This window comes from Bdellovibrio sp. ArHS, assembly GCF_000786105.1.
Taxonomy (GTDB): domain Bacteria; phylum Bdellovibrionota; class Bdellovibrionia; order Bdellovibrionales; family Bdellovibrionaceae; genus Bdellovibrio.
Genome location: NZ_JTEV01000032.1, coordinates 17,639 through 43,130, shown reverse-complemented (window position 1 = coordinate 43,130; position 25,492 = coordinate 17,639). Strand labels below are relative to the sequence as shown.

The following is a 25,492-nucleotide window of genomic DNA, read 5'->3' as shown; positions in this document are numbered from 1 at the left end:
CGTTCTCGTAAAATCCAACGTTTCTTGTCTCAGCCATTCTTCGTTGCTGAGCAGTTCACTGGTTTGCCAGGTCGCTACGTTGATATCAAAGACACTGTTAAAGGTTTCCGCGAGATCCTTGATGGTAAACACGATGCTCTTCCAGAGCAGGCGTTCTACCTTGTTGGAACTATCGAAGACGTTATCGAGAAAGCGAAGAAGTTGCAGGCGTAATACCTGCGCTTCCCATCGGCAGGCTGCCTAAAGCGTCTGCCGCTTGAAAGGGCGAGATATGTTTAAATTAACGATCGTGACTCCGGAAAAGCGCATCCTCGTAGGCCAAGAGGTTGAAGAGGTCACTGTTCCTGCATTTAAGGGAGAGCTAAATATTCTTCCTGGTCACGCGCCTTTGATCACGACATTGGAAACAGGCGTGATGAAATGGAAACTAAAAGGAAAAGAACGGCAGGAACTGGCTGTTATCAGCTGGGGGTATTGCCAAGTAAGTCCTGAAGGCGTGAACATTTTAGCGAATATCGCTGATTTGCCAGAAGAAATCGACCTTGAAATGACTAAAGCATACCTTGCGGAGTCAGAGAAGAAAGTGATGAATGAACTTATCACTGACGAAGACTGGACAGAGTTCCAACGTGAGTGGGCTCGCGCAAGAGCGAAAATTGAAGTTGCTTCGCAAGCGAAGAAGTAACCAAGGTCCCAGCCTCTGTTTGCCTTAAAGGGCCGTCAGTCGCTGCCGATATTAAAAATAAAAAAGGCTCTCTGAAAAGAGGGCCTTTTTCTTTTTAGGTTGCCGCATTCGTTTATTTTTGAGGACGTGGCATTGGCGTCGGAATCCGCATTTGCGCTTCAGAAGATGGAGTGGCCGCGTCCGCAAGGTCGTCGCTACCTAAGAAGCTAGGTTTTGGTTTGGGGATAGGAACCAGCTCAGGAAGAAGTGTTTTAAACTCTTTGCTTTCGTCAATTTGTTCTTCGTCTGAATCTTCAACGGCGTTGACGTCATCATCGTCGTCATGATCCAAAATAGAATCCGGATCTTCACAAGATACGTTAAGTGCTTCGGGATTTCTAAAAAGCTTATTCTTGAAATAGGCGTAGGAATCAGGACAGTGTTTTGCCAGGAAGTCGGGATTAACGATATAAGCTTCAAAGACCTCGGCAAACTCTTCATTCAGACTTTTTCCACAATAAGTGGTAATCATACATTTTTTACCGCGCATGTGCTGTCGGTACTCATTGTAATTTTCATTGTTATTGGCGTGACCGAAGCGATGACCTAACTCGTGCATCATTCGTCCCGTAAGCTGCCCCTTTGGTGAACCACGGGGACGCTTGACCGTCACAAAACCGCGACGGGAAATTCCAGAGTTCCATGCGCCAGAGGCGTCTATCCATTGATAGTCGTATTGATAGTCACCTGGAATCGGCTTACCGAGCAGACGCTCAACCTGTGCGATACCTTTAGCTAAGGCGATTCTTTCTTGTTCAGAAGCTTTGTGAGTATCAATACCGTTTCTATCCAAAACTTGATCCGCAGACTCGACTAGGCGAGGTAAGCATTTTCCATATCCAAAAAGAGGGTTCTGATAAAGAGCAAAAACACCCGCCGGCGTCCCCTTGTTGGCGGACTTGCGGCTTTGCTTTGGAGCTGCTTCCGAAGTCCCTGCGCAGAAAACAAGTCCCGCGCAAAGAGTCAGTGCCAGAAGCAAGAAATGTCTAAAAATTCGATGTGTATGAAATGATAAGATTTGTAGTGGGTTTACAGTCACGTTACCGCCTCACTTGTTCTTAGCTAAAGACCAATGCAAGATTGAACCCAGGGTCGAGGCAGTATACTGAGTTTTAGACGACTTGATATGCTTACGACCTTGAAAAAAAGAAAGGCCTCGGGGACGAACGACAATCAAGGGCCTTCATGTCTAGAATATAGTCAGAGAAAATAAGAGACTATGATTCAACGAAGTACATAGCTATTTGAACTAGAGGCCAAAATATCATCAAGATGCTCGGCAACTCTTTGCCCAGAATCTTGGTGATTAAAATAGAGCTGTAAGACACGAAGATAACCTTTTTCACTCGAGAGAAGTTTAGGAGCTCCCAAGTTGACGACGATGACAGACTTTTTTTCCACCGAGTTCAAACGTTTAACAAGACCGGCTGTTTTGGGACCCGTGATAGCAATAACTGATAAAGGGCACTTTGAGGTTTTAATCCAAGTGGCAGCTGATTCCCGATCAAAGTCACCCGTAAGATATTTCGCCGAAACCATACGGCCCGAGGCTTTCTTAAACGACTGAATAAATAAATTCGACGGAGCTAAGACACAGACCTTTTTCAAAGAAGCCACCTTGCGTTTTTGCGGAGTCTCTTTTCCGGGAAGTGATCTTGGTAAGAGGTTGGTCCGAAGATTTTGAGCCAAAATGTTCGCTTCAACTTCTGAATAGTCTTTCGAGGTCAACGTCAATCCCTGTGTTAAAGAGGGCTGACTAGGATTTTTTCGATAGAGGTTGGCATAGGCCTTCACGGTAAGGATGCGCTGAAGTTTTTCATTTAAGTAGGACTCTTTCATCTCACCGGTCTCAACGGCTTTGCGGACGAATTCGAAAGCCTTTCCCTGATCCGCAAAGGACCACGTTAGCATGACCATGTCTGCGCCAGAAAGTAGAGCCTTCAGAGCGGCGGCCTCGGGACGTAGAAGCTGCCTTGATCCCTGCATTTGAAGATCGTCAGTAATCACTAGGCCGCGGTATTTCATCTCAGAGCGAAGCAAGTCATGCGAAATAGGTTTGGAAAAACTGGCTGGCTCTCGCGCTGGATCGAGGGCAGGATAAATTAAGTGGGAAAGCATTAAAGCTATGTTTTCACCGAGCTGTGTGTAGGCCATGAACGGCTTCAAATCAGTTCGCTTAAGATCTTCGAGGCTTGAGTTGTTCAACACGACACTGACATGAGGATCCGCTTTTAGATTTCCAGTTCCGGGAAAATGTTTTGCGGTCGGAATAACCCGCGCCTTTAGAAGGCCCTTTGAATAGGCCACGCCTAATTCACTAACAATATCGGGGTCGGCTCCGAAGGAACGAACGCCAATAAAACTGCTCACCAAAGGATCGGCAACGTCTAAAACGGGCGCAAGATTCATGTTGAAACCGACTTCCCGCAAGAACAGTCCTGTTTGATAACCCATTTCCTCTGCAAGAAGTGGTGATTGTGTTTGTCCAATGGCCAACGCATTGGGCGGGGCCGGTGTAATCGGCAGGCGCGAAACTGATCCGCCCTCTTGATCAATTGAAATGAGTGGAGGCAGTTTAGAGTATTTAAAACTGGTTCGATAAAGGGCCGTATTTAAGTCGCTGATTTGGCTGAGTGAAACAATATTTCTTTTGAAAAGAAGAAAGGAACCGGGCTTATAAGTAGCGATGAATTTTTCTAAGTCCGAAGTGACCGTCTTCTGCGGGAAGCCGACGATAAAAAGTTGTCCGACTTTTTCGTCAACGGTCATGGCGGCAATCTTTTTGTCGATTATGCGGCCGAGAGCAGGAGTTTGAGCTGGCACAAGGTAGGGAAAGAGCAAGCAGGGAAGAGTAACGCTCAAAATTCGAATTATTTCCCTGATATACTTGGTCATAGATAAAAGAATATCATTCGCCTCTTTTGAAGGTAGGCGATATTTGAGAGACGACATGAAATTGCACCTAAGTCTGATATCTAAAGTCTGCTTCATCCTTACGATCATTTGTGGTTCGTGGGTACTGGCGCAGGAAGAGTCCGCGACACTTGTTGAAGTTGAAGTCGTTCAAGACAATTTGGCGCCGTACAAAGATCGTCGCGAAACGCACGGAATGTACATCGGGGTCGACTACGAAGGCTTGGATTTAAAAAACTACATATCCACACTGGACAACTTAGGATACGCGGACCTTTTTGGGTCCGATCCGATCCCGTTGATTCGTTTCAATATCGACTACAAGTACAACTTCGCATTGGGGGCGGTGGCCTTGGGTGTGGATTATGGAATGGGCAAAATTGAGGACAATCGTTCTGGCACAGATCGTTCCCTGGAAGTCACCAAATACGGCGTCGGAATCAAATATGTAATCGACAACATAATGCCAGAGCCGTATCTAGCCCCTTACTTGGGTCTTAACATTTGGCAAATGAGTCTTGCAGAGTCTTCACCTACGGATTCTTTTTCCGCAACAACGCAAATGGGATATAACTACACGCTGGGGGTTTTGCTTCAGTTAGATTGGCTGGACTACGATACGGCAAAACAGACGACTTTCAATTGGGGCATGGAAAATACGTTTATCGATTTGTACGCCACCCAGTACGCCGCCACCTCAGCCGCAGATGATCCAGACACCACGACAGACTTCCTGTATGGCGCGGGTTTGCGTATTGAATTCTAAATAAGCTTTAGTAAATTTTCGAGTTCCTCGTGGACCGCAGACCAAGAGATATTTGCCAGCTTGATGTTCAAGCGGTTGTCTGGCGTCAGTGAATATTTCTTACTTTCGCGTACAGCCAACTGGATGACAGTCTCGGGTTTCAATTTGGTCTTTTCAGTGAAGATCAATGAGACAGATTTTAAGCCGGCGCTGATATCACGAACGCCAAGCTCTTTACACTGACGACGAATCAGCATCAGTCCCATCAAATTCACGGTTGGATCTGGAATCGGACCAAACTGGTCGCGCAATTCTTCTTCGATACGATCCAAGTCTTCATTAGATGTGATTTCTGCCAAAGCTTTGTAGTAGCTAAGACGAATGCGAATGTCAGAAATATAATTGTCCGGGATCATCGCAGGGATTCGCAAATTGATTTCCGGATCCAAATCCATATCATCAACAGATTCACCTTTGGCCTCTGCCAGAGCTTCGTTTAACAGATCCATGTACATTTCGTAGCCGACGGAATTAATATGGCCCGACTGCTCTTCACCCAAGATGTTGCCGGCACCACGAAGCTCAAGATCGTACTGAGCGATCTTGATTCCGCTTCCCAGGGCGGTGTTTTCCTGAATGATTTTTAGTCGTTCCTGCTGTTCTTTGTCGAGCTTGCGATTTCGCGGCATCATCAAATAACAGTAAGCGCGAGTCTTGCTTCGACCAACCCGGCCCCGCAATTGATAGAGCTGTGACAGACCAAACATGTGGGCAGAATCGATGAACATAGTGTTGGCGCGCGGAACATCCATGCCGGACTCAACGATCGCCGTACAGATAAGAACGTCGATTTCGTGGTGGAAAAACGCCAACATGGTTTTTTCCAACTCATGTTCTTCCATCTGTCCGTGGCCAATACGAATACGCGCTTCCGGTACGATGTTGCGAATTTCATCGGCCAGCCCGTAGATGGATTCGATACGATTGTGAATAAAATAAACCTGACCGCCGCGCGATATTTCGGCCGTGATGGCTTTGCGAATCGTCTCTTCGTCAAACTTAGTTACAAAGGTCCGTGTTGGCAAGCGATCGACGGGCGCTGTGTTGATCAAGCTGAGGTCGCGAATTCCCACTAAGGCCATATTTAAAGTTCGTGGGATGGGTGTCGCCGACAAGGTCAAGGTGTCGACGCTGACCTTCATCTTCTTGATTTTTTCTTTGTGAGTGACACCGAACTTTTGCTCTTCGTCGACAATCAAAAGACCCAGGTCTTTGTATTGAATGGCGGAACCCAAAAGTTTATGTGTACCCACGATGATATCTACTTTGCCGTCTTTTAGATCCTGCAAGGTCTTTTTAGTCTCTGACGGCGATACGAATCTGTTTAATACGCGAATATCAACCGGCCATCCTTCAAAGCGTTTCTTCAAAGTTTCGAAGTGCTGGAAAGTCAAAACAGTCGTCGGCGCCAGCAGGGCGACCTGACGTCGTGCTTGAACTGCGAAGAAAGCAGCTCGCATAGCCACTTCTGTTTTCCCGAAACCGACATCGCCGCAAACCAAACGATCCATGGGCTTTGTCGACTTCAGATCTCGCATAATATCATTAATGGCGCGCATCTGATCGTCTGTTTCCTCGTAAGGAAAGCTGTTTTCAAACATTTGAATTTCGCTCTCTTTAAAAACAAAAGGCGGACGATGAAGTTCTGCGCGCTTTGCATAAAGAGCCAGCAGATCAGCCGCAATATCACGGACGTGGGCTTTAACTTTGGCTTTGGTTTTTTCCCAGGCGGTGCCGCCCAGCTTATCAAGAATGGTGGTGTTGGCGGCGCCTGAAAACTTTTGCAGCTGGCCGACACGATAAACCGGAAGATATAGTTTATCTTTATCTTTGTAGCCGACCTGAATGTATTCAGATTCGACTCCGCCGATATTCATGATCTTAAGGCCTTCATATTGACCAACGCCATGTTTGACGTGAGCGACGAGATCGCCGGGCTTCAAATCACCGAAGGCCAGACGCTTTGCCTGCTTTTGAAAGTCTTGGGCCCCGGAAGACTCTCGGGATCTTTGTTTTTTTCCGTAAAAATCCTCATCCCTAAGGAAGATGACTTTTTCTTCTTCAAGACGAAGACTTTCACTGAGATAGCGGGGCACGACGTGGACAAGATGGCTGTCGCGCTCTTGCTCCATCAGCCACGAGTCCCAACGATATTCATCTTCGTTGGCGCGGGCGACTTTCAAGCCCAGCTTGTCGAAGATTAATTTGAGGCGTTCAATGTGCGACTGATTTTTCGTACCGATAAAAATGCGATACCCATCATCGCGCCACTTGTTCAACTTATGGGTGGCCGCCTGCAACCACATCTCAGATCCGACAGCGTTATTCAGGCTGAGATTTGTAAAGTCTTGGGTAAGAGCTGTGCGATACTCCACTCTTCCATCTTCACCGACGTCCGCATCCTCAAGATACTCTAAGGAAGAAAAATAGATTTCCCGGGAACCTGGCGGAAAACTTAGTTTTTCAAATGGCGTATAAAGTAAATCTAATTCGGGACGAATCACATGCTGAGTGCTTGAAGCATAGTCGGCTTTAATCTCGGCCCAGACTTCATCACTCCATCTAGATATTTCGATTGGATCTAGGAACCACACGTTCACCGAAGAAGAGAAATGCTCAAGGGGACTTGCCAGCTCACCATAAAAATATGGCAGTAGAAATTCAATTCCAGGAAAAGAGTTTTTAAGAACCAGTGAACGCAGGGTCTCTTCCGCCTCTGCTTTATCAACCTCGCGACCGTCAATCATGGTACGAACTCTTTGCAGAAGCCGTTCGTGATTCTCGTCCCTGAAAAGAATTTCGCGCGCGGGAGTCAGAACAAAAGAGGTAACCTCTTCAGTACTTCTTTGATCTGCAACATTGAAGTGACGGATGGATTCAATCTGATCGCCAAAAAGATCTAAGCGCACCGGCTCGTCTTCAGTAGGAGGAAACAGATCGACGATACCTCCACGCAAGGCATACTGTCCCTTGTCTTCAACCATGGGCGCAGAGACGTAACCTAAAGAATTCAAATACTCGGCGATATCTTCTGGAAGTTCGTCGCCGGATTTCAGAAGACGTGAATATTCTTTCAGAATTTTCACCGGCAAAGTTTTTTGCGTCAGCGCGTCAGAAGCAGAGATGAAGATTTCACCGGCCTTCGCTTGTTGGGCCCGGGATAGAAAACGAATGCGATCGCTGACGACCCGAGAGTTTGGATAAAGTCCCGAATAGGGTGAAACATCGAAAGCAGGCAAAATAGTGCTGTGACGAGATGGGTCAAAGAACTCCAAGAGCTGCTGAAGCTTATTGGCTTCGGAAAGACTACTAACAACAACCAAGTGCGGCAAGCTGTTGATTTTTTTAGAATAAGTCTGCGACAAAAAGTAAGCAAGCGCGAGCGGAGATGCAGCTCCGGTCACTTGAATTTTTCCGCGTGTAGTTTCGAAGGCCCTTTCCAGAATGGATTCAAGCCTTGTATGAGTCATTTCGGCTTTCATTTGGTGGGCTCATCTTGCCATGCTTATCGCCTTGTTTCCATTCATATTTCTTGGTTTTCACAGACGACACATATATAACTAATTGAAATCCAAATAATAACGACAACTTTGGAGGGGTACAGTGCCACTCGGTGGAGTCATTTTCATCGTCATCTTCATCGCTCTATTCGGAGCATTTTTAGTATGGGTCGCGTCCAAAACAGGCGGCAAACCCGTTTATAACTCTATCAAGTATGAGCCCTATGAGTGCGGTATTCCTGCTCTTGATAAGAAAGATACGAAGGTTTCAGTAAAATATTATCTTACTGCAATCCTATTCATCCTTTTCGATATCGAGATCATCTTCATGTATCCGTGGGCGACATCTTTCCGTGATTTCTTAACATCAGGACAGGGTTTGTTTGTGCTTATTTCGATGATGGTCTTCATCGGAATCTTCATCTTCGGACTTTTCTGGGAAGTTAAATCAAAAGCATTGGAATGGGACTAAGCAATGGGAATGGGTAAAGATCTTTTTGAAATTACCGTTAACGGTTTAAAACTTGTCGTCATCTTTTTGTTGATGGTTCAAGCGGTACCTATTCTTGTATGGCTAGAGCGCCGTGGTTCTGCATTCATTCAGAACCGCTTGGGGCCGAACCGCGTTGGACCTTTGGGTTTAATGCAACTTTTGGCTGACGCCGTGAAGTTCTTAACGAAGGAAAACTTTGTTCCTGATACGGCGAAACCATTTTTGTACTACGCAGCTCCTGTGTTTGCCTTGATTCCGGGTGCGGTCGCGTTTTCCGCGATTCCGATGTCGACGCCTATTCAGGTCGGAACATTTGAAATGTTCGGTTCAACTTGGGGCCCTTATACCTTCCTTGTGCAAGGTTATGACATTGGCGTGGGCATTGTGTTCATCTTGGGTATTTCCTCTTTGGCTGCTTACACATTGCTGATGGCTGGTTGGGGATCGGGAAATAAGTACTCGTTGATGGGCGCGCTTCGCGCTTCTGCGCAAACGATCTCTTATGAGCTGGCTTTGGGCCTTTCAATCGTCGGCGTGATCATGCTTTACGGTACGTTCAACCTTCAAGACATGACCGTGGCTCAACAGGGCCCACTTCAATTCGTGTTCTTTGGCCACACAGTGACAGCAAGCTGGCTTCCAAACTGGGGTATCTTCTATCAACCGTTGGCGGCCCTTTTGTTCTTCACAACGGCCTTTGCCGAATCAAATCGTCTGCCATTCGACTTGGCGGAAGGTGAGTCCGAGCTTGTTGCGGGTTTCCATACTGAATACGGCGGATTCAAGTTCAACATGTTCTTCATCGGTGAATATGGTCACATGATGATCGCATCGGGATTGATGGCTTTGTTCTTCTTCGGTGGTTACGGCATCCCGTATGTCTCTGTCGAACAAGTTCAAGAGTGGGCGGCGTCGGTCACGTCTTCAGCAGGTTGGGCAAGTGCTTTGGTAGCTCTTATCCATTTCCTTGTGTTTAATATCAAGTTTGCCTTCTTTTTGTGGGTCTTTATCTGGGTTCGTTGGACGCTTCCACGCTTCCGTTATGACCAACTTATGGACTTCGGTTGGAAGACTTTACTTCCCTGGGCGTTGGCAAACACGATTATTACAGCGCTTGTGATCTACATCGCATCTTTGTGAGGAGAATAACGTGACAGCAGATGCATTTCTTTTTTGGTTTTTAGCGATAGTCACTCTGGTCAGCGGACTAAGTGTGATTCTTTTATCCAACCCAATTTATTCGTCACTTTGTTTGGCGATGACGATGGTGGGTATCTCGGCTTTATTCGTGACGTTGAACGCTTACTTTATTGCCGGGGTTCAGCTGATTGTTTATGCCGGCGCCGTGATGGTTCTATTCGTCATGGTGATCATGCTTTTCGACTTGAAGAAAGATCTTCAAGCTTTTACGAAGGGTAAGTTTTCAGGGGCCGTGAAAATCGCCTCTGTAGGATTGCTAGCTGGCTTGGTGGTTGGGGCCATCGCAATGTCTGTAGGTCTTTTGAATGAGAAGACGACAGACAATCCAGTGACCGCAGGAACGGGGATGGAATCAACCAAGGCGTTGGGGCAGATCCTTTTCTCTAAATACATCTTCGGCTTTGAAGCATTGGGCGTTCTTTTGTTGGTGATCGCTGTCGGTGCAGTAGCATTAGCGCGCAGTAAAGGTGGAACACATGAACACTGATTTCATTAATAACATTGGCCTGACTCACTATCTGGTTTTGGCAGCACTTTTGTTCATGATGGGTATGGCGGGTGTTTTGCTTCGCCGTAACGTGATCGTTTTATTGATGTCCGTTGAATTGATGCTGAATTCAGTGAACTTGACGTTCATCGCTTTCAGTAAATACCTGGGCATTCTGGATGGTCACATCATGGTTTTCTTTGTCATGACGATTGCTGCAGCAGAAGCGGCAGTAGGCTTGGCTTTGGCCGTTTCAATCTTTAAACGCTTTAACGAAGTGAATATTCGCTTCTTTGAACACTTGAAAGGATAAGGGAGCAGCCGTGAATCATTCTCTTTTAATGGCCCTTTTGATCCTGGCTCCGTTTGTTGGCTTCTTGATTAACGGAGTTCGTTATAAAAAGCACTCGGCCAATGTGGCTGGTGTGATTGCCACTTCCGCAATTGCGATTTCTTTCATCAGCGCGATCTTGCTGGTTTTGGATGTCGTGGCGATGCCAGCGGAATCCCGCAAAATTGCCGTGAGCTTTTTTGAATGGATGGCCGTCGATAAATTCAAAGTCAACGCGGGTTTCGTCGTCGACCAAATCAGCTCTATCATGATTCTCGTAATCACGGGTGTGGGTACTTTGATCCACTTATTCTCGATCGGTTACATGCACCACGATAAGGGTGCTGCAAAGTACTTTGCTTACCTTAACCTGTTCATCTTTAATATGTTGTTGCTGGTTCTTGGTGACAGCTTGCTGGTGATGTTTGTTGGTTGGGAAGGCGTTGGTCTTTGTTCTTACTTGTTGATCGGTTTCTGGTTCACAGACAAAGAAAAAGCCGCTGCGGGCATGAAAGCCTTCATCACAAACCGTGTGGGTGATGCGGCATTCTTGCTTGGCATGTTCATCTTGTTCATCACTTTCGGAACATTGAACTTTTCTGAACTAAACGCTTTGGCTCCAACTACAGTGGAAGCTTCTTGGTTGGGCGCGGTGACCTTGGGAACTTTGTTCCTTTTCATCGGTGCTACGGGTAAATCTGCGCAGATTCCATTGTACGTTTGGCTTCCAGACGCGATGGCCGGCCCAACACCTGTGTCCGCACTTATCCATGCGGCGACGATGGTTACTGCCGGTGTTTACATGATCGTGCGTTTGAATCCGTTATTCATTATGGCTCCGAACACGATGATGGTTATTGCGATCATCGGTGCGGCGACAGCGGTTCTGGCGGCAACAATCGGTATGACCCAATGGGATATTAAAAAGGTCTTGGCGTACTCGACAGTTTCTCAACTTGGTTACATGTTCTTGGCTTGTGGTGTGGGAGCTTTTGGCGCAGCGATGTTCCACTTGATGACTCACGCATTCTTTAAAGCCTTGATGTTCTTGGGATCTGGTTCTGTGATCCATGCGATGCACGAGGAACAAGATATACGCAAGATGGGCGGCCTTAAAAAGTACATGCCGATCACGCACGTGACGTTCTTCTTGGGCTGGCTTGCGATCATCGGAATGCCGCCGTTTGCGGGCTTCTTCTCTAAGGATGAAATCTTGGCTTACGCATTTAATTCGCCACTAGGCTCTCCGATCTTGTGGGCGATGGGTGCTTTGGGTGCCACTTTAACAGCGTTCTATATGACTCGTTTAATGGCGTTGACCTTCTGGGGTAAAAGCCGCGTTCCAAGCGACGTACACCCGCATGAATCTCCAGCGCTTATGACAATTCCATTGATCGTTTTGGGCATTCTTTCGGTGATCGGTGGTTGGATTGGTATTCCGCACGTTATCGGTGAACATTTGGGTCACCTTCCTAACGTGTGGGAGCACTGGTTGCATCCTTTGATCTCTCCGATCCCAGGCTGGACGGCGATTGATGTGACGACAGAGTGGACTTTGATGGGCGTTTCTGTTGGTTTGGCTTTGATCTCTGCGATCGTGGCGTACCAATTCTATGTGAAGTCTCCAGAGACTCCGAAGAAAATCGCCGAAAGCATCAAGCCTGTGTACAACCTTGTGTATAACAAATATTTCGTTGATGAAGCTTACTTCGGATTTATCATCAATCCACTTGTTAGCATCAGCAAAAACACTTGGTACTACATCGATGTCAATTTCATCGATAAAGCGACTTACTTGGCTGGCGACTTGGTTCGCGGCATGGGTTCGTTCGTGCGCTCTATCCAAACTGGTAATATGCAACAGTACGCGATGTACATCGGTATCGGTGTTGTTGTGGCTCTTTCATTTGTGATCATGAGGTAATGTATGATCCTGAGTAGCATTGTTTTCCTACCTCTTTTGTTCGCGTTGATCGTCGCTGTATGGCCAAAGTCGAATACGATTCGTCACTTGGCCCTGGGGCTTTCTCTCGTTGAATTTGTTTTAAGCTTGGCCCTTTTCAGACAGTTTGATCCGAACTCTGCGGGCCTTCAGATGGTCGAAAAATTCATGTGGATTGAACGCTTCGGCATTCAATACTTCATGGGTATTGACGGCATCTCGTTGTGGCTGGTTCTTTTAACAACGTTCCTTACTCCGATCATTATTCTGGGTTCTTGGACGTCGATCACAGAGCGAGTTAAAGGCTTCCATGTGGCGATGTTTGTTCTGCAAACAGCCATGCTAGGAACGTTCTTAGCGATGGATGCGATCTTCTTCTATGTGTTCTGGGAGCTTTCTCTTGTGCCAATGTACTTCATGGTTGGTATCTGGGGTGGGGCTCGCCGCATCTACGCGACGGTGAAGTTCTTCATCTATACGTTTGCGGGCTCTGTGATGATGCTTGTTGCGATCATCTACATGATGTACCTGACTCAAGAAGCGACGGGCACGATGAGCGCAAGTCTTCTTGATTTCTATAAACTTAAGATTCCGTTTGTGGGTGGTACTTTCTTCAGCCTGCAAACTTTATTGTTCTTCGCCTTTGCTTTGGCTTTTGCGATCAAGGTTCCGGCCTTCCCAGTTCACACGTGGTTGCCTGATGCCCACGTTGAAGCACCAACACCTGGCTCTGTCATCCTTGCCGGTGTGATGCTTAAAATGGGTACGTACGGTTTCATGCGCTGGGTGATTCCATTATTCCCAGAGGCTTCTGAATACTGGGCGTGGTTGTTCATGTTGATCGGAACAGTCGGAATTATCTATGGTGCCTTGGTAGCGATGGTTCAGCCGGACGTAAAAAAACTGGTGGCGTACTCTTCAGTTTCGCACATGGGTTATATCCTGGTCGGCCTCTTTGCTTTCAACGCTTACGGTATGACCGGTGGTCTTTACCAAATGTTGAATCATGGTATTTCAACGGGTGCCCTGTTCTTGTTGATCGGTATGATCTACGAAAGAACGCACTCTCGCGAAATCAGCAAATACGGTGGATTGGCAGGGGTCTTGCCTTTGTTCACAATCTTCTTCTTCATCATTACATTGTCTTCAATCGCGGTTCCATTAACGAACGGATTTGTCGGCGAGTTCCTGATTCTTCTAGGCACTTACCAAGCTGAACCCGTGTTTGCGTACTTCGCAGTTTCGGGTGTGGTTTTGGGCGCTGTTTACATGTTGTGGATGTTCAAACGCGTTTTCTTTGGCGAAAAGGGAGAACTTGTTAAAGACGAGCATCACCCGCTGCATGATTTGAATGCTCGCGAAATCGCAGTTCTTGTTCCTTTAGTAATTATGGTTTTCTGGATGGGTCTGTTCCCAAATCATTTCTTGAACTACTCCAAGGCAAGTATTGATTATCTTGTGAACAACAGAAGCAACTATAACCTGACTATTGTAGAGCCTGGCGCAACTTCGACTCAGCATGCGCAAGGAGGTAACTAATGAATATGAATATCGGTCTTAGTGATATCTTGTTGATTTCTCCGATGATCGCTTTGTTCCTGGTAAGTTTGATCCCGATCACCGCAAAAGTTCTTCGCGGCAACCGCGAACAACCTCATGCCGTGACTTTGGCACAGGCGCTTATCGGTATCGTGATTGCCATCGGACTTTTGATTGTTTTCGGCGGCGGTGGAAAAACGGCCTTTAATAATGGCCTGATCTTTGACGGCGTGACCCAGTGGATGGGCGTTATTGCTTTGGGTGCCGCTGGTGCCGCGATGGTCATGATGTATGAAAATCCAGCGACGACAGGGAAGCAGTTTTCTGAGCTGATCTTCTTGGCGATGAGTTCGGCTGTCGGAATGTTGATTCTTGTCTCTGCCGTGGATCTATTGATGGTCTTCATCGGTCTAGAGATGATGTCTTTGGCATTATACCTAATGATCGCAATGAGCCACGAAGAGAAGCTTTCTAAAGAAGCGGCCCTGAAGTATTTCATCCTGGGCTCTTTCGCATCAGCACTGTTCTTATATGGTGTTGCCTTTATTTTTGGCTCAACAGGTGGAACAAACATCCTGGCATTCATGGACAGCGCTGCGGAACTAGTTCAAACAAGTCGTTTGTTCTTGTTCGGTATCACGTTTGTGATCCTGGGCTTCTGCTTTAAGGTGTCAATTGCTCCGTTTCATGCATGGACTCCGGATGTGTATCAGGGTGCTCCTACTCCGCACACGGCTTTCATGGCAACCGCGGTGAAGACTGTTTCTTTTGCGGCCTTCTTGCGTGTGATTGCAACGAAGTCTTTGATCGGTTCAGACCACTTGTTTGATATCTTGCAGTGGCTGGCAGTGATCACGATGATCTTGGGTAACACAGCCGCAATCATCCAAAATAACTTTAAACGCATGATTGCCTACTCTTCAGTAGCCCATTCAGGTTACTTGTTGATCGGAATCATCACGGCTGGCGTCAGCGACAATGGCGCCTTCGGTGCTTCAGGAGTTATCTTCTATCTTCTTAGCTACGCATTGATGACTTTGGGTGCTTTTGCTATCGCGAGCATGCTTGAAAGATCTGAAAACCATATTGTAAACGTCGACGATCTTGCCGGTTTTGCAAAACAAAGACCGATGTTGGCGCTTTGCCTGACGGTGTTCTTGTTGTCATTGGCCGGGATTCCACCAACACTAGGTTTCTTCGGTAAATTCTATTTGTTCAATGCAGCCATTGGTGAAGGTCTATTGTGGTTGGCGATCTGGGGTATGATCAGCTCTGTGATCGGCGTTTACTACTATCTGCGCCCGGTTGTTGTTATGTACATGAAAGAGGGCAATGCCGAAGTGGCAAGTCATTCTTTGAATGCGACGACTGTAACAACAGTTATCATGGCCCTTGCCATTATTGTTATGGGCTTTGTTTCTGGTCCGATCTTTTCAGCTGTAGAAAGAAGTCTATTCTAAGTTGGCTACAGTTCGATAAAATACATTTTAAGCCCTGGAGCATCTCCAGGGCTTTTTTATTTTGGGGGCCTTTTGAATTTAACTGCAAAGAACCCTAGTCTTTTATCGTGTCTTCGGGGAATAGCTACACCCGGTCTTTAAGACCTAATATTCTTATTGAGCATGAATGAAAAGTTTCACGAACTCATCAAACAAGCGTCTGCCGTTGTCTTGGATAAAAACGTCGAGATTCGTCTAGCCATGACGTGCCTGCTGGCGGGCGGTCATTTGCTGATCGAAGACTTACCTGGCGTCGGCAAGACGACGCTGGTGCAGGTTCTTGGTAAACTCACGGGGCTTAAAACTCGTCGCGTGCAATTTACAATTGATCTTCTTCCCGCGGACGTAATTGGTGGTCAGATTTATCACCCTCAAGAGCATAAATTTGTTTTTCACCAGGGTCCTTTGTTCTCTCAACTGGTGATGGCGGATGAGTTGAATCGCGCAAGCCCAAGAACACAAAGTGCTTTGTTGCAGGCGATGGAAGAAGGCGAAGTGTCTGTAGAGGGTGTCACTTGGCCATTGCCACAGCCCTTCTATGTGATCGCGACTCAGAATCCTCATCAGCAGACGGGCACATTTCCATTGCCGGAAAGTCAGCTTGATCGTTTTCTTATGAGCCTTGAGCTTCATCCGGCCTCGAAGGAAACAGAGGTGCGAATTTTACAGGGCGAAGACCCACGACTGCTTTTGCAGAAAATTCGTCCGTTATTTAACGAAGCCGAAATTGCAGAAGCTTTGCTTGAGGTCGCAAAAGTTCAGGTATCGGTCACTGTCGCCCAATATATTGCGGATCTGTTGGAAAGATCTCGTCGCGCCGGTTTTGAAGGGGCGCCTCTGTCCACGCGAGCGGGCATGGCTTTGGCGAAGGCCGCTAAAGCTTGGGCATTTTTGGAGGGCAGAAACTACATAAGGCCTGAGGATGTTCAGCAAGTACTAGTTCCTGTATTGGGTCATCGTCTTGGAGGAAATCATGGCATCAAACGCGGCCGTGAATGGGCAGGGATTTTACAAAAAAGCACGCCAGTTCCTGTCTAAGAAAAAAACGCGCACATACATTCTTCCGACAGGATTTGGCATCGCCTTTGGGTTGATGTCTTTGGTTCTGTTTTTTATGGCGGTTGGATATTCCAACAATCTTATCTACATCTTCTTCTTTTTTCTGATATCAGTCGCATTTACGGGAACTTTTATTACAAATAAAAATATCGACGGTGTCGACGTGGTGGAGGTTCATATCGATGAGGCATTTGCGGAAGAAGCCGCGTTGCTCAGTGTGACCTTAAAAAACAGATCGGGGTCGCCGTCTTACCAAGTAGAGTGCTATTGCGAAAAATATCCAGAAGTTTCCTCAAGCGTAGATATTGAGGCGGGCAAAGAAGAAGACGTCTTCACCCCATTTTCTTTCAAAAAACGGGGGCGCCACTCCCTTCCTCGGATAGGCGTTCAAAGTACATTTCCATTTTCGCTATTAAGGTCTTGGCGAGTCTTCAGGATTCAGTACGAGTTTATTGTTTATCCTGCGCGCAAGGGGACTGAGGCATTTCCGGCAGGATCTTATTCGCAGGCCGACAACGAAAAGACGGGTCTTTTTAAAGAACATCGCCGCTATCAAAATACGGATTCGATGCGAAGAATTGATTGGAAGGCGAGTGCCCGTCGACAGGAACTTTTGGTGAAAAGTTTTGAAGAGGCGGAAAAACCGTCTTTGCATTTTTCCTGGAATCAGACGGCGCACCTGAAAAACTACGAAGAGCGAATTTCGCAACTGTGCTTGTGGGTGGACCAGGCATACAGGTTGGGACACGCCTTTTCCTTAACGCTGAGAGCACAGGAAGTTCCCAGGGGCGAAGGGCTTTCGCATCGAAAAAAATGTCTTGAGATGTTGGCCTTGCTCGGCGCGGAAGAAAACACATGAGCAGAAGATTTTACGCCCAAAAAGTTTTAGCAACGTCCTTCATCATCGCCATGGTCATGGTCGCCCTCGAAGTTTCTGCCTGGATCGCCGCCTTTAGTTTGATCATGTTGTTCTGGAAGTGGGGCGTAGAGAATTTGCAGTGGAAACCTCTTTCTAGAAAGGCGACCGGATTTCTTAGTATTCTACTTTTAATCCAGGTTCTGATTCAGTTTCGCACTCTTATCGGCCAAGAGCCCGCGTACACATTTTTGCTCGCCCTTTCTTCCTTAAGAATTATGGATTATCAAAACGATCGGGATCATAAATTCGTCATTCTTCTTGGTTTTCTTTTGATTTCGGTAAAAGCGCTATTCAGTTTAGACATCTATTGGATTCTTCCTTCGGGCGTTGCCTTTATCGGTCTATGGTATTCATTGTTGCCACCAAATTTGCCAGCGCGGGCGAGGGTGCTATTTAAGATTTTCGTTTTATCGGTACCGCTGGCGGCAATTTTGTTCTTTGCGTTTCCGCGCTTCGTTTTACCCTGGGCCATGTCGCGCGGGTCTTCTCAACTGGGCGAAATTGGCTTTACAGATGAAATAAATCCGGGGATGGTGGCCGAGCTTGCCACGAATACGGCGGTGGCTTTCCGGGCAAAAATCGAACGTCTTCCGGTAAATAAATCGATCGATCTGTATTGGCGGGGATCGGTGCTTAATCAATCCCGCGGATTGAGTTGGCGACCACGAAGGCTGGGACTTCGAACGCCCGCACTAGAGGAGTATAAAAATTTACCGAGTTATGAAGTGGCAATAGAACCCACTTCACAGCTGTATCTTTTTGTCTTGGATGGAACGAGGCATGTGGACTTGGATATCAACCAAGTTTTAGCTCTGCCTCAGAGTATATACAGGTCTACTCGTCCTTTGAATAAGTCGTCAGTATATCGCGGTTACTATAAGTCGGAGTTTAAAGATGAAAGCCCCCCTCAAGACGAAGATTTACAAGTTCCTCCTGTTCAAGGGCGAGTGCGAGCTTGGGTTGATGACATCTTAAATAGAAAGCTTTCGACATCCCAAAAAGTCGACGAATTGCAGAAGCTCTTCGTTGATGGTGGCTTTGTGTATACGTTGTCGCCGGGTGTGTATGGTCCGAATGATTTAGAGACCTTTCTTTTTGTAAGAAAGCGGGGATTCTGTGAACACTTCGCGGGTGCTTATGCAACGCTTGCCAGATCCTTGGGAATTCCGGCCCGGGTCGTTGTCGGCTATCAGGGAGGGCGCTTTAACCCGTTGGGTGGCTTTTGGAAAATATCGCAAAAAGATGCGCACGCCTGGGTTGAAATTTTTCATGAAGGCTTTTGGCAAAGGGTTGACCCCACACTGTGGGTGGCCCCTTTGCGTTTGGTAATCGGTGCCGAAGAATTCTTCGGGCTTTCGGAAGAAGATCAGCGAGCCTTTGCTCGCGCGGTGGATTGGCGACCGCCCACGAAGGAGGACTTTCTTTTGTGGGACGAAATCAGCTTCTGGGTGGAAGATCTTAACTATCGATGGACTTACTTTTTAATCGATTTTGATAAAACGTCTCAGCAGAGTTTCTGGAAATCGTTCCTAAATTACAGAATTCAATCTGTATTCTTGATATTAGCAATTGCTTTCGGCCTTGTTTCTATTTTTCGCAGTCTTTTCAATAAGAAAAGAAAGCTTAACGAGGCCCAAGTTTTACTAGAAGCTGTGGAAAAGTGGGCGGAACGGAAAAATATTTCTCGGGAAGCCTCCGAGCCACCTCTGGAATTTTTCAGGAGGCTTCAGTTTGAGTTTCCCCATTTGAAATCGTCTTTGCAAGAGATCGAACTCTTCTACGATCAGCAAACTTATGCAGGCAAGTCGAGTTCGTCGGGAAAAGAAGTTCTAAGAAACTGGAAAAGACAAATGCGCAGTCGTTAAACGTCGTAATGCCGAAGAACGTTGATTGCAGATTTAAAACCGATGCGCACAATGCGCGCTAAAATTTCCGGATTTAAACTGAAGTGATCGACGAAGAACATTTCATAGTTATTCGGCCTTGGAGCAATATAGATATAGTCGACCTCAGGGCGGAAGTTCACACGATTGCGAATGATTTCAAGCAGTTTGTCTTTGTGCTCAGCGGGCAAGTTCATTTGTTTGAAATATCCGTCGACGGCATTGTAGATACCGCGAATATCATTCTTATATTGAATATGGCGCATGATTTTCTGCTGCACGACCTGGTAAAGCGCCTGATTGGCAATCAAAGGGATACCGTAGTTGTGCAATGAGCCCATCTCTTCAGTGTAGTGATAGGGCTGGATCGAAAAAGATGAAATTACCAGATCGGCACCGTAGTCGGCGGCGACATGCGTGGAAAGTGTGTCGCGAATTTCGCCATCATAGTAGTAGATCTCTTTGCCGTCCGGACGCTTAATTCCATAAGGAGCAAAAACGGGCGGCAGAGCCGTTGAACAAGCTACGGCGTCACTGATGGTGGAGTAGTTGATATACTTGGTGTTTTCCGTCTTGGAGGACTCTGGGAAATTCCCGAAGATGGCTTTGCGGGTATGGTTCAGTTGAGTCCCGATAATAAAAAGGCCCACTCCTAAACGGGCAAAGTCATTGTCCAATAGAACTTCTTTGCGAAGGTAGCCCTCGATGCCCTTTGTGGAGAAAAGACCGTTGAGCTTCAAACCATTCTTTAAAAGGGATTCCAGTCCGCCAGTGACCAGGGCCTTTTCCATCAAAGTCCGCGGGATAAACTTCAGTAAGCCGCTTGAGTTTAAGTTGAAAATATCGCGGTAGCTGATGGGTTTTAAATAACGTAGATCCGACTTATCAAAAGAGGGATGGCTGCCAGATCCGATTTGAAAGGCATTGATCAGCGATTCAATGGGGTAACCTGCGGCAAGAATCGACGCCACAAAAGCGCCAGCGCTAGATCCTACATACAAACGAATGGTAAAAGGATCGTCTTCACCGAAGTTCTGACGCACCATCTCTTTAGTGCCTCCGGCAAAGCGAAAGCCTTTTTCTTGTAAAGCTAAGCAAACCCCAATGTGAAAGGCGGCGGCTTTGATGCCTCCACCACTTAAAACCAGGGCCACTTTTTTCTTATCACGAATCCGCATAGTGTTATCTCTTAGTATGAGAGCTCTTGGACTTTCGGGCAAAGAATTCTTTGGATCTTAAGAAAATCCATGACTTAGGGTTGCTTAATCAGACGAAGGTCTAGTTGGATAGGCTAAAAAATAAGTGAATAGCCAGATCAAGGTCCTGAATTTTGTTGAATTTGGATAAGTACTCACACAAAATTTGACAGACCGAAGTCGTGTGTTAATGTTGGATACGCAAGCTGAGTAGGGCGACCACCCCGAAAAGTTTGGCTAGTAAGGAAATTAGATGAACGTAGAAGCAATTGGTTCATGGTTACCGCTAACGGACTACTCTACTAAATACAAAATTAGTGTGAGTACACTCCGCCGTCGAATCAAGGCTGACGACATCAAATTTCGTTTTGAAGACGGCAAGTACTTCATCATGGACGAACCGATGGGTACCCATCAAAGAGTACATCGCCCCTCCCAAGACAGCGACGCCTTGGTGGGTGCTCATCATGGAATGATGAAAGGTAACGACACTATGTCCGCTTCTTCAAAAGACGACCTTATTAAGGCTCAGGACCTTCAGGATAAATCGGTGAAGGCCAACAAAGACGAGCCCATTTTAACTGCGGCTAACAAACTTCTGAACGAACTCAAAAAAGCCTACACTCAGATCCTGCAAGACAAAGAAGAAACAATTCTTCAGCTCAAAGAGGAAGTCGCGGACTTAAAAACTTTGGTTCGCGTACTAGAATCTGAAAACGACCGTCTTAAGGGCTTCAAACAGTAGTTTTTCCAAGATGTGTCATGTAAGAGCAGTGCGTTCTTACAATATCTTCATTGCCAAACAGTAACGTCCCCGCTATTTCGACCTCTGACTTGAAGGGAGTCGAATGCTTAAATCTTTAGCGACAGCACTGTTTCTTATTTCTTCTTTGGCTACGACATCATTTGCGCAAACTTTGGAAGTTGCGGACAGCCAGAACGTGATGGATGAACTTAATCCTTTTGATCCAAATATTGAAAAAACTCTGGAAGAGATGGATCAGCTTTACTTTGATGAAACAGGTTCTTCTCCGTTTATTGAGAACCTGATCGGCCCAATGGGCCCTTCTTGCTATCGCAGTTCTTGTAAGGTGTGGGCGCAGGTTTCAAGATCGCAACAAAAGATGTATTTGCATATCGATGGCATTCACACATACACCTGGGCTGTTTCCACTGGAGCACCTGGCCACGGGACACCTAATTTCGATACGCATCCTAACGGTCGTATTTATGATAAATACACATCGACAAAATATCCCGGCGGAGACTATCAAGGGCTAGGCAATATGCCTTATGCCGTGTTCATTTCAGGGGGATTTGCAATTCATGGCACGGGGACAAGCAATTGGAAAAAGCTTGGTACCAAGGCGTCACATGGCTGCATTCGTGTTCACCCGGACAATGCTTATGTCTTCAACCGCCTGGTTCGCCAGCACGGAATCTATAAAACTTGGATTACAGTCCACGAATAGCTTCGGCAGTTTGCACCAAATAAAAAAGGACCGCTTAAACGGTCCTTTTTTATTTTTAGGAGGGGCGATGGGCTGGGCTACGATTAAGCAGCCAAGCTCTTCGATTTTTTTGGTTCTTTTTTTGTCGGAGCCTTTTTGTCTTGGCTTTTCGCTTCTTTGTCGAAGGCGACCGCGAACACTTCATCTAAGTTTTCAGCGAAGATGAAATTGATCTTGTCTTTGAAGACCTTGGGAATATCTGCGATATCTTTCTTACAGGCCATCGGAATAATGATGTTTGTAATACCTAGGTTCAAAGCAGCCAAACATTTCTCACGGATACCACCGACCGGAAGCACGCGACCTTGTAGTGTCACCTCACCAGTCATCGCGATATCGTGACGAACGGGAGTTCCTGTCATCAAACTTACAAGGGCAGTTGTAAGAGTGATACCTGCAGAAGGGCCATCTTTAGGGATTGCACCCGCTGGCAAGTGAACATGCACGTCATACTTTTCAAAGAAGTCTTCAGGAATACCTAATTCTTCTTGGTGAGCACGAGCGTAAGACATTGCTGCGTGAGCAGACTCTTTCATCACGTCGCCAAGCTGGCCCGTCAATGCAAGATGTCCTTTACCTTTCATTTTCAAGGCTTCGATAGTAAGAACTTCACCACCGGCTTGTGTCCAAGCAAGACCTTGCACAACACCCACTTGAGAGTCGGCAAACTTGTCGTCACGTTGGAAGCGAGGAGGTCCCAATAACTCTGGAACCGTCGCTGGAGTGATTTCTACAAAATTAGCCTCACCCATCACAACCATTTTTGCCACTTTACGGCAGACAGAACCGACTTCGCGCTCTAGGTTACGAAGACCTGCTTCACGAGTGTAACCCGCGATCAAGTATTTGATACCTTCGTCTGTGAACTTGATGTTCTCGTCAGTGATACCGTTGGCTTCAATTTGTCTTCTGATCAAATGTTTCTTCGTGATCAAAAGTTTGTCGTTCTCTGTGTAGCCAGGGATATTCAAAATTTCCATACGATCGCGAAGAGCTGGTGGGATATTCTCCAACACGTTGGCCGTTGCGATGAACAACACGTTTGAAAGGTCGAAGTCGACGTTCAAATAGTTGTCACGGAAAGTTGCATTTTGTTCTGGGTCCAAGACCTCAAGCATTGCTGCTGACGGGTCGCCACGGAAGTCCGAACCTAATTTATCAACTTCATCGAGAACGATAACGGGGTTGTTTGTCTTAGCTTGACGAAGTGCTTGGATGATTTTACCAGGCATTGCACCAACATAAGTTCTTCTGTGACCGCGGATCTCAGCTTCATCCTTCACGCCGCCAAGTGCGATACGGAAGTATTCTCGGCCCATTGCGCGAGCAATAGATTTGCCAAGAGACGTTTTACCTACTCCTGGAGGACCACCGAAGCAAAGGATTGGACCTTTCAGATTCGGCTTCAATTTTCTGACTGCCAAGAATTCCATAATACGGTCTTTGGCTTTTTCCAGTTCGTAATGATCTTCGTCCAAAATTTCTTTGGCACGTTTAAGATCGATCACGTCGTCGGATTTTTTGCTCCAAGGAAGATCCGCCATCCAGTCTAGATATGTGCGAACCATTGTTGCTTCAGACGCATCGGGATGCATACGCTCCAAACGTCCTAGCTGCTTCAAGGCTTCCGCCTCTACTTGTGGCGGCATTCCTGCGTTCACAAGTTTTTCACGAAGTTCATCCATCTCTTCAGATTTAGAATCACCTTCGCCCAACTCATTCTTTATAGCCTTCATCTGCTCACGCAAGAAGTACTCACGTTGAGATTTAGACATGTCCTCCTTGCCACCAGTGCGACCTTTTTGTTGGGTCTGCATGATTTCAAGTTCTTGAGCCAGGATTTCGTTAACAAGCTTAAGTCTTTCTGTCGCATCTGAAGTTTCAAGAACTTTTTGAGCGTCTTGAACTTTAATCCCCAGGTTAGAAGCGATAAGGTCAGCGATACGACCTGGATCAGAAACATCATCCAACACCAACAAGATGTCTGGAGAAAGAGGGCGACCGAGAGCAATGATGCGCTCGATGTGCTCTTTTGCCGTTCTGATAAGTGCTTCATTTTCAACGACAGTTTTCTGTGTTGGGATTTCTTCGATTTTTTCTACAGCCACTTCGAAAGAAGGAGATGTTTTCGTGAAATTCTTAACACGACCCTTTGCTACGCCTTGGATCAAGATTTTCACTCGACCGTCAGAAAGTTTTCTCATTCTCATGATCATCGCCACGGTACCTACCGTGTAGATGTTGTCAGGAGAAGGATTCTCTTCGGAAATGTCTTTTTGGGAAGCTAAAAAGATCAAACGATTCTTCGCCAAAGCTTCTTCCACTGAGCGGATCGAGGCATCGCGGCCAACGAACAACGGAATAATCATATAAGGAAATACAACGATGTCTCTCACAGGTAGCATGGGGAGTGTCTGTGGGATTTCTAGGACTTTATCGTCAAAACTCATACCGCTCCTCCGCGTAATGCGGGAATTTATGTTTCTAGTATGAAACTTCTCGGCATGAGACAGAGGGAGCTTAAATCAAAAAAGAAAAATTGGACTGACATCCATGTCAGTGGACCTCGTCCAATGAGTAAAACTTGAAATTATTGAAAAAGATTCGAATGGCTTTCTTGTTCTTCCATACATTCAATGCAAAGAGCGGTGAACGGTCTGGCCTGAAGTCGACGTGCGCCGATAATTTCACCGCAGGATTCGCACTGGCCATAGGTCCCGTCAGCAATTTTCGACAGAGCTCTTTCAATGGCATAAAGAGCAGTACGATCTCTTTCATGAAGATGAATGGATATATTATTTGAGATATCTTGTGACGCCACTTCAGCCTCGTCCGCAACGTTGCCGATGCTGGATTGTTCAGCTTTAAATTCGTGCGTCTTATTGAGGATCGAGCTTTTTTGGAAAAGCAACGATTCACGCAAATTTTGTAATTCTTGTTCCGTAAGTTCGGTTACGTTCATCTCACCCCCCGATATGATGATCTGGCCGAATGTGGCTTCCTTATTACGGGGGTTTGAGATCATGTCATCAAAAAAGCGCTGCGTGACGTTTTAGTAAGCAGGCCATTGGCGCAGTGCCTATCGCGCAAATTTACGACCAACTGCTTCTCGCATCTCAGCACCTTCGATACTGAGGCGTGTCCAAGGGATAGCTAACAAGCGTTCTGTCTCGATCATTTCTTCCGTCTCTTCGCAGATACCAAATGTGCCCTGTTCAATGCGCGCCAAAGCCATTTCGATTTCGACCAGTTGGTTTCGCATGCGTGCTTGAGTTACTAAAAAAGAATGTTCCGCGATGTGGGCAACGGATTGGTCGGCTTCATCGCCGCCGCGCTCTGTGTGGGCAAGTTCGCGCTGGGCCGTTCTGAATCTATTCAGGACATCCTGTTTGGCAATGAGAAGCTTTTTTCTACACTCCATCACTAAGTTTTCAGAAATACGACCCGTCATAACAACCCCCTTCTTTAGATTCTGCGACTGCGTCGTCGCT

Annotated in this window: 21 protein-coding genes and 1 pseudogene; 15 read left to right on the top strand and 7 right to left on the bottom strand. The window is 46.5% G+C overall.

Annotated features, from left to right (window positions below; all coding sequences use genetic code 11):
- Window positions 1–213, top strand: a pseudogene (locus tag OM95_RS15295) (F0F1 ATP synthase subunit beta); the annotation flags it as partial.
- A 58-nt stretch (window positions 214–271) separates the two neighbouring features.
- Complete coding sequence (gene atpC, locus OM95_RS15290) at window positions 272–685, top strand: ATP synthase F1 subunit epsilon (RefSeq protein WP_041875684.1); 414 nt, start codon at window positions 272–274, stop codon at window positions 683–685.
- Window positions 686–797: 112 nt separating this feature from the next.
- Here the strand turns inward: atpC and OM95_RS15285 are convergent, their stop codons facing one another.
- Entirely contained in the window at window positions 798–1,703 is a 906-nt protein-coding gene (locus OM95_RS15285) for a hypothetical protein (RefSeq protein WP_041875682.1), read from the bottom strand.
- A gap of 245 nt (window positions 1,704–1,948) precedes the next feature.
- Window positions 1,949–3,493 carry a glycoside hydrolase family 3 protein gene (locus OM95_RS15280; protein WP_291516589.1) on the bottom strand — a complete coding sequence of 515 codons (1,545 nt, stop codon included), beginning with the start codon at window positions 3,491–3,493 and terminating at the stop codon, window positions 1,949–1,951.
- A 181-nt stretch (window positions 3,494–3,674) separates the two neighbouring features.
- Here OM95_RS15280 and OM95_RS15275 point away from each other — a divergent pair, with 181 nt between their 5' ends.
- Window positions 3,675–4,403: a hypothetical protein gene (locus OM95_RS15275; protein ID WP_041875680.1), complete on the top strand. Its 729-nt coding sequence runs from the start codon at window positions 3,675–3,677 to the stop codon at window positions 4,401–4,403.
- Here the strand turns inward: OM95_RS15275 and mfd are convergent.
- Window positions 4,400–7,924: a transcription-repair coupling factor gene (gene mfd, locus OM95_RS15270; RefSeq protein WP_041875678.1), complete on the bottom strand. Its 3,525-nt coding sequence runs from the start codon at window positions 7,922–7,924 to the stop codon at window positions 4,400–4,402. The two genes, OM95_RS15275 and mfd, sit on opposite strands and share 4 nt — an antisense overlap.
- 121 nt (window positions 7,925–8,045) lie before the next feature.
- Here mfd and OM95_RS15265 point away from each other — a divergent pair, with 121 nt between their 5' ends.
- The 10 genes from OM95_RS15265 to OM95_RS15220 all read left to right on the top strand — a co-directional run bounded on the left by OM95_RS15265 (window position 8,046) and on the right by OM95_RS15220 (window position 19,276).
- The gene (locus OM95_RS15265; protein ID WP_041875675.1) at window positions 8,046–8,414 is read left to right on the top strand and encodes an NADH-quinone oxidoreductase subunit A; all 369 of its coding nucleotides are present in this window, start codon (window positions 8,046–8,048) and stop codon (window positions 8,412–8,414) included.
- A gap of 3 nt (window positions 8,415–8,417) precedes the next feature.
- Window positions 8,418–9,575, top strand: coding sequence for a complex I subunit 1 family protein (locus tag OM95_RS15260; RefSeq protein ID WP_041875672.1), 1,158 nt, complete (start codon window positions 8,418–8,420; stop codon window positions 9,573–9,575).
- A 10-nt stretch (window positions 9,576–9,585) separates the two neighbouring features.
- Window positions 9,586–10,122: an NADH-quinone oxidoreductase subunit J gene (locus OM95_RS15255; RefSeq protein WP_041875670.1), complete on the top strand. Its 537-nt coding sequence runs from the start codon at window positions 9,586–9,588 to the stop codon at window positions 10,120–10,122.
- On the top strand, window positions 10,112–10,435 hold the full coding sequence (gene nuoK / locus OM95_RS15250) for an NADH-quinone oxidoreductase subunit NuoK (RefSeq protein ID WP_041875668.1): 324 nt from the start codon (window positions 10,112–10,114) through the stop codon (window positions 10,433–10,435). Before OM95_RS15255 ends, nuoK begins: the two co-directional genes overlap by 11 nt.
- A 28-nt stretch (window positions 10,436–10,463) precedes the next feature.
- Entirely contained in the window at window positions 10,464–12,377 is a 1,914-nt protein-coding gene (nuoL, locus tag OM95_RS15245; RefSeq protein WP_041875666.1) for an NADH-quinone oxidoreductase subunit L, read from the top strand.
- Between the two features lie 3 nt (window positions 12,378–12,380).
- A complete protein-coding gene (locus OM95_RS15240) occupies window positions 12,381–13,934 on the top strand; it encodes an NADH-quinone oxidoreductase subunit M (protein ID WP_041875664.1) in 1,554 nt (517 codons plus the stop codon).
- Complete coding sequence (locus OM95_RS15235; RefSeq protein WP_041875662.1) at window positions 13,934–15,394, top strand: NADH-quinone oxidoreductase subunit N; 1,461 nt, start codon at window positions 13,934–13,936, stop codon at window positions 15,392–15,394. The genes OM95_RS15240 and OM95_RS15235 overlap by 1 nt, the downstream gene beginning before the upstream one ends.
- A 162-nt stretch (window positions 15,395–15,556) precedes the next feature.
- Entirely contained in the window at window positions 15,557–16,471 is a 915-nt protein-coding gene (locus OM95_RS15230) for an AAA family ATPase (protein ID WP_041875660.1), read from the top strand.
- Window positions 16,407–17,351: a DUF58 domain-containing protein gene (locus OM95_RS15225; protein ID WP_291516586.1), complete on the top strand. Its 945-nt coding sequence runs from the start codon at window positions 16,407–16,409 to the stop codon at window positions 17,349–17,351. Before OM95_RS15230 ends, OM95_RS15225 begins: the two co-directional genes overlap by 65 nt.
- On the top strand, window positions 17,348–19,276 hold the full coding sequence (locus tag OM95_RS15220; protein WP_041875659.1) for a DUF3488 and transglutaminase-like domain-containing protein: 1,929 nt from the start codon (window positions 17,348–17,350) through the stop codon (window positions 19,274–19,276). The genes OM95_RS15225 and OM95_RS15220 overlap by 4 nt, the downstream gene beginning before the upstream one ends.
- Here the strand turns inward: OM95_RS15220 and OM95_RS15215 are convergent.
- Window positions 19,273–20,472, bottom strand: a complete 1,200-nt coding sequence (locus OM95_RS15215; protein WP_041875657.1) for a patatin-like phospholipase family protein — start codon at window positions 20,470–20,472, stop codon at window positions 19,273–19,275. The genes OM95_RS15220 and OM95_RS15215 overlap by 4 nt on opposite strands.
- 271 nt (window positions 20,473–20,743) lie before the next feature.
- Between OM95_RS15215 and OM95_RS15210 the strand changes: the two genes are divergently transcribed.
- Both OM95_RS15210 and OM95_RS15205 read left to right on the top strand, forming a co-directional pair.
- On the top strand, window positions 20,744–21,235 hold the full coding sequence (locus OM95_RS15210; RefSeq protein WP_041875655.1) for a hypothetical protein: 492 nt from the start codon (window positions 20,744–20,746) through the stop codon (window positions 21,233–21,235).
- A gap of 103 nt (window positions 21,236–21,338) precedes the next feature.
- Window positions 21,339–21,962 (top strand): L,D-transpeptidase, encoded by a 624-nt coding sequence (locus tag OM95_RS15205; RefSeq protein ID WP_291516584.1) that lies wholly within the window; start codon window positions 21,339–21,341, stop codon window positions 21,960–21,962.
- A gap of 83 nt (window positions 21,963–22,045) precedes the next feature.
- On the opposite strand, the gene lon is transcribed toward OM95_RS15205, so the two are convergent.
- The 3 genes from lon to OM95_RS15190 all read right to left on the bottom strand — a co-directional run bounded on the left by lon (window position 22,046) and on the right by OM95_RS15190 (window position 25,452).
- The gene (gene lon / locus OM95_RS15200) at window positions 22,046–24,451 is read right to left on the bottom strand and encodes an endopeptidase La (protein ID WP_041875652.1); all 2,406 of its coding nucleotides are present in this window, start codon (window positions 24,449–24,451) and stop codon (window positions 22,046–22,048) included.
- Window positions 24,452–24,591: 140 nt separating this feature from the next.
- Window positions 24,592–24,963 carry a TraR/DksA family transcriptional regulator gene (locus OM95_RS15195; RefSeq protein ID WP_041875649.1) on the bottom strand — a complete coding sequence of 124 codons (372 nt, stop codon included), beginning with the start codon at window positions 24,961–24,963 and terminating at the stop codon, window positions 24,592–24,594.
- Window positions 24,964–25,080: 117 nt separating this feature from the next.
- Complete coding sequence (locus OM95_RS15190; protein ID WP_041875646.1) at window positions 25,081–25,452, bottom strand: TraR/DksA C4-type zinc finger protein; 372 nt, start codon at window positions 25,450–25,452, stop codon at window positions 25,081–25,083.
- Between the last annotated feature and the right edge of the window lie 40 nt (window positions 25,453–25,492).